Here is a 7,434-nt window from a genome sequence, read left to right as displayed (position 1 = left end):
GTAACACATCTTCCAGTAAATCCTCAATTTCATCCAAGTGATGGCTAGATAAAATAATAGTACGGGGATAAGCAATATAATCCTTGAGCAATGCTCGATAGAAGTCCTTTCTAACCGCTGCATCCATTCCTGTAGTGGGTTCATCAAAAATTGTTAATGGACAACGGGATGCTAAGCCGATAATCATATTAAAGGTACTTGTTTTTCCTTTTGAAAGCCGATTGTGATAAGATTTTGGATCAAAAGAAAAATAGTCAAACAAGCCCTTAGCTAATTCCCTATCCCAATTTGGATAGAAGTTACCCGCCACTGTTAATATTTCACCAAGTGGTATGGCTGGCGGAAAACTCATTTGGTCGTCCACAAAGATGGAGTTTATGGAGACGTTCAGGCTGTTATATGGTCTTTCGGAAAAAACCTTGACCTGTCCTGACGTTTCTTTGATGAACCCAGCAATAATTTTAAGTAAGGTGGTTTTTCCAACTCCATTTCGACCAATTAATCCCGTTATTTTATTTTCTTCAATTGAAAAAGAGAGCTTATCTAAAACATTTTTCCTTAAATAAGTTTTCGTTAAATCCGTACATTCAATCACCCTCATTGTTCAGCCTCCTGATTATTTGCCACTTTTATCATTTCGATTAATTCTATTTCACTTATTTGTAACCGATTAGCTTCCAAAACCAACTCCCGTACTAATCGCTTCAATGTTTGGTTTTTTCGTTTATTGATGATGATTTCTTTTGCATCACCAGAGACAAACATTCCAAGTCCTCGCTTTTTATACAGGATATTTTCGTCCACCAGAAGATTGAGGCCCTTTGCTGCAGTTGCAGGATTGATCGTATACATTTCAGCTAATTGGTATTGTGAGTACACCTTCCCATCACTCTCAAAATGTCCATTTAAAATTTCTGATTCAATCCAATCTGCAATTTGCACATAAATAGGCTTAGTACTACCCGTATTCAGAATTGTCTCCGCCTCCTCCCAATATAGTGCATTACTGTTGTAATGTAGTGTATAGTAATTTGGAATATATTACAATAACCGTTTTAATTTGTATAGATAGGCTATTTTCTTCCAGTTTGTACTTTTAMAATAGGATTCCATAAACGACCGTTTTTGGTTATAGAAAAAAATTCTCTAAAAATAATCTGTCACTTTGACCGATAATTTGCGTATATTTTAAGTGCTATTTTGCACATCCAACTTTAAAAACCCAGCTACCTTCACATGAGAAGATTAGCTGGGTTTCTTAATTATTTACATCCAATCATTTATAGAACTATTCGGATCCGCCAAGTAAAAAAGCAACTGCTCATTGTTATAGTGATAAGTAAGCTTTTGACGTTATCGCCTGCTTTTCCCCCACTTCACAGTACAGGCGAGTTTCCCCGCATACGGCGTCAAATTGGACAGAACAAGCAGTTAAAAGAATAACAGGAGTTTGTATGTTTTCCTTTCTTAATCTCCTCAATACCTCGATACCACCTAAACCAGGCAACATTACATCTAATTAAATTTGGTCAATTTCTGTTAGAAATGCTGTTTCTAATCCTGATTTACCGTTGTGTTTAACTGTTACTTGATAGCCCTCATACTCCAATTCCATTTTTAAGACACGAGCAATTTGAGTTTCGTCTTTGATTACTAAAATATGTTTTCACTTTTTATTCGCCCCTTCAAAACACCTTAAGGTATTATTTGAGTTTTATTCTCAATTTTAACCTTATCCAAAACAAGCCGTAACATTTCAAACAACAAAAAGTTAAAAGATATCCAGACACCGCCATATACATATCCACCCAAAATATCACTTGGAAGTAAATCGGTCGATGCAATATTTGCAATTGCTAACCCCATTAATAATATTAACCCCATTAAAGGAACGAATATGGACGTATAATTTTTTTTTGAATGACGAATGAGTAAAAATAAGCATGTTCCATAGATAATTATTGTAATAGTAGCATTTATATCAGGAAAATTTGCGGAATGAAATTTCGCAACGAACCCTAATGATTGGAGATAGGAAAAAATCTGCATAATTGATTCATGAAACAGCCTCGCTCCTAAAACCGAAACGATAAGTAGAAAATACTCAAGCAGTCTATTCCTTCTCTTTCTCCAAATGCGGATGATCGTTACCCCAATAATTACTCCAAGTACATAAGGGGATTGAAATACTAACAACCCTTTCATCCAACTCATATATAATGAAGACTTCACTATATATTCAGCAATTACATTAAATTGAGTAAACTCATTATATAAATAGTCTTGAGCCATTCCCAGCATCAAGGTCACCATACCGATTAAAACTAAAGTGAGAAAAATAAGAAAGATTTCTGTTTTTCTTATGGTTTTTAGTCGATTTGTTAACCATTTAATTAAATGAATAAAAAAGTTTTTAATTTGAACTTTATAAAACCGATAAGTGAAATACCCAACTAACAATACCCCAAAAATAATAATAAAAATAATGAAATATTTACTTGCTGAATGATGGAAGGCCTTCCAGTGAGGTCCCAATACTTTTCCTAGAGTAATAAAACAAAATCCCCATAAAAATGAACCTGTATAAGCTGGAATAATAAATTTTCGAAACGACATTCTAGAAATCCCCGAAATATAACCAGTGAAATGTCTAATGCCTGGAATGAAATAAGCAAAGACCAACAGTTTACTGCCAGAACGCTCAAACCAAGCGGATACTTTTTTATATCTTTCTGGTCCCAAATGGATATACTTTCCATATTTTTCAATTAGTTTATACCCTCCTGCCTTACCAATCCAATAGGTTACAGTAATTCCCGCACCACCTGCAACAAAGACTGTCAGGAGTGCCAAAGGGTAATTCATTGTTCCCTGAAATACAAAATACCCAGCGTAGCTCATTAAAAATTCACCTGAAATAGGTAGAGCCATGAGTTCTAGAAAAATCCCTATGAATAATATCAGATAACTGTGCTGTTCAAATAAATTTATTAAGTATGACAAATAAATGCCTCCATTTTTTATAAAAAGAATCTTTTGAGTAAATAATTCTACAACTTTAGATCTAATTACAATTTAGCACGAAAAATGAATTCATTTTCTATGTTAATGAATTTTTAATCTTGTATTAAGTGAAAAAAAGGTTTATGGATAAAATAAAAAAGCTGTACCCTTTCTAAAAAGGTTCCTAGCTTTTTTACAAAGGATAATAAAATTAAAGTTTTTTTACCCTTATAGGACTTACCATTAAGAGTGCGAGTATTAAGGTAATCCACGCATTGCTATATAAAAAGAATCCCATACCAGCCAATGGTAATCCAGCAGCTGGAATAGGTAATCCTTTAAAATACCCAATGGTTGGTTTAACACTAAACTTAGCTAATCTTAATGCTCCCATCGTTGGGAAAAGGATAAATGCCAAAGACGTTAAAATCGATGGTGCTGCTATTGAATGAAATAGAAGTGCAGGAGCAACCCCGAAACTAATAATATCAGCCAAGGAATCCAATTCCACGCCAAATTCACTGTTCACTTTTAATTTTCTCGCAATCCTTCCATCAAGAAGATCTAAAACAGCCGAAAAGAAAATAAAAACGGAAGCTACTTCCAAAAAGCCACTCATAATATTGGTAATTGAAAGTAAACCGAACAATAAATTTCCAATCGTAAATAAATTGGGCACAGCTTTTGCTATCTGATTGAACAAGGTAGTCCCCCTGACGTCGAACAATCTACGCATTTATGTAGCATTTTCGATATATTCTTCCGCTTTTCTTAAATATTAAAGGAAAAACTATCCCTGTGCCCCACACAGTCTTAATACAGAAGCCACCAAGTATCTCACTTGTCTTAAGATAATCCTTACCTAATATTCTTTTTGCATTTTAAGGAATTTTTAATCATTTATTCATAGAACAAAAAGTTTCCTTTTATATACTTAGGTTACCCAATTTTGGATAACAGTATCATATTTGAATTCATGTAGCTGTCAAAAGATATTAGGGGTTTTTCATAATAGTTATTGGTTAAACAATCAGGGAGGTAAAAATGAAAAAATTAGTAGAGGCAACCATGCAAAGAGCCATTCTTATGATTGTGTGTGTTGTCATCATTTTGTCTTGGGGCGGTATTTCCGCATACCAGATGCAACGCGATTATTTGCCTGGAATTAATAAAACTACTCTTTCGGTAAATATGAGAGTACCTGGGTATCAAGCGACTCAGGTAAAGCAAGTGACAGATAATTTGGCAAGTGCCCTCAAAACAGTGGATGGTTTATCCAATGTGGAAACCACTTCTTATGACGGTGGGTAACCACTGTGGGAGAAACAGCGCAGACTTCCTTAATGATTAACTTGGATTTGGATGGGTATCCTTATTTGGAGAGAAATAAAATTAAGTTGTGGGAAACCACTTTAAAGAAAGGAAATTATATATGCAAGAAAACCAAAAAAAAATGAAAATTTTACTTAACAAAGTGCCACAAGTGACGATTTTCTTTTGGATCATCAAAGTTTTGTGTACAACTGTTGGTGAAACATTTGCTGATTACATCAATTTCAACATTGGACTTGGTTTAACTCTTACTACCATTATTATGGGAATTGCGTTTTTTATTGCTTTGTTTTTTCAATTTAAAGCAAACAAATATGTTCCAGCCATTTACTGGGTAACAGTTGTTCTTATAAGCGTATTTGGAACACTGGTAACGGATAATTTGACAGATAATATGGGCGTACCACTTGAGGTTAGTACAGCTGTATTCTCGGTGTTACTAGGACTGACTTTTCTATTTTGGTATCTTAGTGAAAAAACACTATCGATCCACTCGATTTTTACTAAAAAAAGAGAAGTTTTCTACTGGCTTACGGTCCTTTTCACCTTTGCACTTGGAACAGCGGTCGGCGATTTATATTCCGAACAACTTGGTTTTGGTTATCTTAACACAGGAATAGGCGTTGTTATTATTATTGTTCTTGTGTTCTTAGCTTATAAATTTTTGAAACTTGACGGGRTATTAGCTTTCTGGATTGCGTATATTTTAACTCGTCCGCTTGGAGCGTCAATTGGTGATTACCTATCTCAACCAAAAGTAAATGGCGGATTAGGACTCGGGACAACCGTTACGAGTGTGATTTTTCTTATCGCTATTTTAGCAATCATCGTTTTCCTTGCCGTTTCAAAAATTGATACAAATGCTAAAAGTGATATAGCGGAAACAAACCAAAGTAATGCAAATAAGAAACATGTGCTAACACAAACGATTGTTGTACTCGTAATTTTCTTAGTTGTTGGTATAGGTGGTTATAACTGGCGCAGTAATAATATTGCATCACAAGGTGCTGCAGAGCAAGCTACATTAGCGGATCAATTAAATGATTTTGTTAAAATTGAAAATGATATGCTAAACGCTGTAAATAAAAACGACTTTGCTTCAGCAAAAAAAGGCGCTGATAATTTGGAACATCAGTGGGATACACAAGAACCTAAGCTTCGAAAAATTGATAGCACTACATGGACAAAAATTGATGGAACAATTGACTCTGTGTTAGCAGCAGTTCGCTCTTCAAAACCTGATATTAATCAAAGCAAAACAGCACTTAATAATTCACTTAGTGTCTTAAAAGGTGCAAATAAATCAACATCAAAATCTGGTGCCTCACAAACTACATTATCTGGACAGTTAAACGATTTTGCAAAAATCGAAAATGATATACTAAACGCTGTAAACAAAAATGACTTTGCTTCAGCGAAAAAAAGGGCAGATGAATTAGAACATCAATGGGACACACAGGAACCTAAGCTTCGAAAAATCGATGGCGCTACATGGACGAAAATTGATGGAACAATTGATGTTGTATTAGCAGCAGTTCGTTCATCGAATACTGATGTAAACAAGTGTAAAACAGCACTTAACAATTCACTTAGTACCATAAACGCAGCAAATAAATAATAATCTTAGGAATCGCCAATCGCGGTTCCWTTTGCAGTTCAAAGGAATCGACTTTTTTACTTCTTCTTATAGAACTAACTCATCTGATTCTACAATTTAGAACCCAGAACCTTTATAAAAATTAACATATAGTTTTAGTTTGGCTTGCTCAACAAACCTGCCCCTTTAATAGCAAAAAAAAGGAACTGCTGATCAGTTCCGGATGTTTAAAAAAAGCACCCTTTAGTTTAATAATTAAAGTTTAACGCAAAAGGCCAAAAGGCCCTAAGGATCTTTTTATTTCGGTACATTTATGGTAAACGGAACGGTAAATACTTTTCCGTTTTGTTGGAATTGTCCCCAAATTTTATAGAGACCACTCTTAGGGAAACTCGTCATAAATTTAGCATTTGGACCAGTTGCCTTTTCGTCCATTGGATGAACATGTAAATAAAGTTTCAGTATCGCCACTAATTGCTACAACGTGCCCTACTGCCCCTAAATAAGGTTGTAAATTTGTGATAGGCTGTTTCGTTTTAGCATCATTAATCGTGAATGTCATCGTCAAATCCATTCCAGTCATCAAATGGTCAAACTTTAAAGTAACCTCTTTACCATCCACTACTTTTGTTATTTCCTTATCTTCTGTTAACGGCGTAGTCTTCGCTTTGTTTCCTGCTACTGTCACGACATTCGATTTTACCGTTTTGGAACCTTCCTTAGGCGTAAAATCGGCATAAATTTTATACTCTCCACCAGTAGGGAAATTTGGAGTTACAGTAAATAAACCGTTCCCTTTATATTCAGGATGAATATGGTCAAAATAGGATAAATCTTTGCTAACCACAATTAAGTGCATGAGTTTTTCGTGTTCAACCTCAAAATCCTTAATTGGTTTACCGTCCTTATTATTTACCTTAATGTCTAATGGTATTTGTTTGCCATTTTCAGGATTTTCTTTAAAGGAAAATTCTACGTTTGTATTATCTTTTTGGGAAGAGGGTGTCATATCCCCATGATTCATCCCATCATGGTTTGTATCTGTTTGTTTTTTATTTGAGTTTTGGTCCATATTTCCATGGTCCATTGAACCATCTTTAGAACAAGCTGCTAAGAATAATGAAATGATTAGTGAAAAAACAACCATTATAAGAAACTTTCGTTCCATGGTATTCCTCCTATAAATTAGTCTATCCGATATCCTATCACAAAAAATTGCAGAAATTATGCATTTTATTTGTTCCTTCACTCTTATTTGTTATTATTACTTCAATTTAGATTACTGTTGGGGTAACTGTTTCTCTTATTGAACTATCCTGCCCCGTTAGTGCCATAAGAAAAAGCTGCCGCAGCAACCTCCCTTATTGAAGTAAAGACCCGTTAGCTTAAAAACTTTCTCTAAATAAACGGTTTCCAATTAGGGTCTTTTATATCTTTCTCATTTGGCTTTCTTACAAACTCAATACAGCCTTTTTCGCATGCCCCAAACTTAGCGAAGTTTT

General features: G+C 34.6%; 7 protein-coding genes and 1 pseudogene. 2 read left to right on the top strand and 6 right to left on the bottom strand.

Annotation, left to right across the window (positions count from 1 at the left end; translation table 11 throughout):
* The 5 genes and pseudogenes from AC1DUW_RS17335 to pssA form a co-directional block, all read right to left on the bottom strand.
* The coding region (locus tag AC1DUW_RS17335) for an ATP-binding cassette domain-containing protein (protein ID WP_477643062.1) at positions 1-601 on the bottom strand (601 nt) is incomplete at its 3' end.
* Positions 598-942 (bottom strand): GntR family transcriptional regulator, encoded by a 345-nt coding sequence (locus tag AC1DUW_RS17330; protein WP_477643061.1) that lies wholly within the window; start codon positions 940-942, stop codon positions 598-600. The genes AC1DUW_RS17335 and AC1DUW_RS17330, both read right to left, overlap by 4 nt.
* Positions 943-1,396: 454 nt before the next feature.
* Positions 1,397-1,615, bottom strand: a pseudogene (locus tag AC1DUW_RS17325) (response regulator); the annotation flags it as partial.
* An 80-nt stretch (positions 1,616-1,695) separates the two neighbouring features.
* Complete coding sequence (locus AC1DUW_RS17320) at positions 1,696-3,003, bottom strand: VTT domain-containing protein (RefSeq protein ID WP_477643060.1); 1,308 nt, start codon at positions 3,001-3,003, stop codon at positions 1,696-1,698.
* Positions 3,004-3,214: 211 nt separating this feature from the next.
* Positions 3,215-3,706, bottom strand: coding sequence for a CDP-diacylglycerol--serine O-phosphatidyltransferase (gene pssA / locus AC1DUW_RS17315; protein ID WP_053346654.1), 492 nt, complete (start codon positions 3,704-3,706; stop codon positions 3,215-3,217).
* Positions 3,707-4,047: 341 nt separating this feature from the next.
* Between pssA and AC1DUW_RS17310 the strand changes: the two genes are divergently transcribed.
* Both AC1DUW_RS17310 and AC1DUW_RS17305 read left to right on the top strand, forming a co-directional pair.
* Positions 4,048-4,314 (top strand): efflux RND transporter permease subunit, encoded by a 267-nt coding sequence (locus AC1DUW_RS17310; protein ID WP_477643059.1) that lies wholly within the window; start codon positions 4,048-4,050, stop codon positions 4,312-4,314.
* Positions 4,315-4,435: 121 nt separating this feature from the next.
* On the top strand, positions 4,436-5,953 hold the full coding sequence (locus AC1DUW_RS17305) for a COG4705 family protein (RefSeq protein WP_477643058.1): 1,518 nt from the start codon (positions 4,436-4,438) through the stop codon (positions 5,951-5,953).
* Positions 5,954-6,335: 382 nt separating this feature from the next.
* On the opposite strand, the gene AC1DUW_RS17300 is transcribed toward AC1DUW_RS17305, so the two are convergent.
* Positions 6,336-7,100, bottom strand: coding sequence for a hypothetical protein (locus AC1DUW_RS17300; RefSeq protein WP_477643057.1), 765 nt, complete (start codon positions 7,098-7,100; stop codon positions 6,336-6,338).
* Between the last annotated feature and the right edge of the window lie 334 nt (positions 7,101-7,434).

Source organism: Peribacillus sp. P4_C12 (assembly GCF_056402095.1).
The sequence above is the reverse complement of the archived record's forward strand: the minus strand, read 5'-3'. Positions and strand labels throughout refer to the sequence as shown.

What these genes read in the sequence shown, in the direction of transcription:
- AC1DUW_RS17300 (WP_477643057.1), bottom strand. Translation starts at nt 7,100, where the DNA reads ATGGAACGAAAGTTTCTTATAATGGTTGTTTTTTCACTAATCATTTCA.
- AC1DUW_RS17310 (WP_477643059.1), top strand. Translation starts at nt 4,048, where the DNA reads ATGAAAAAATTAGTAGAGGCAACCATGCAAAGAGCCATTCTTATGATT.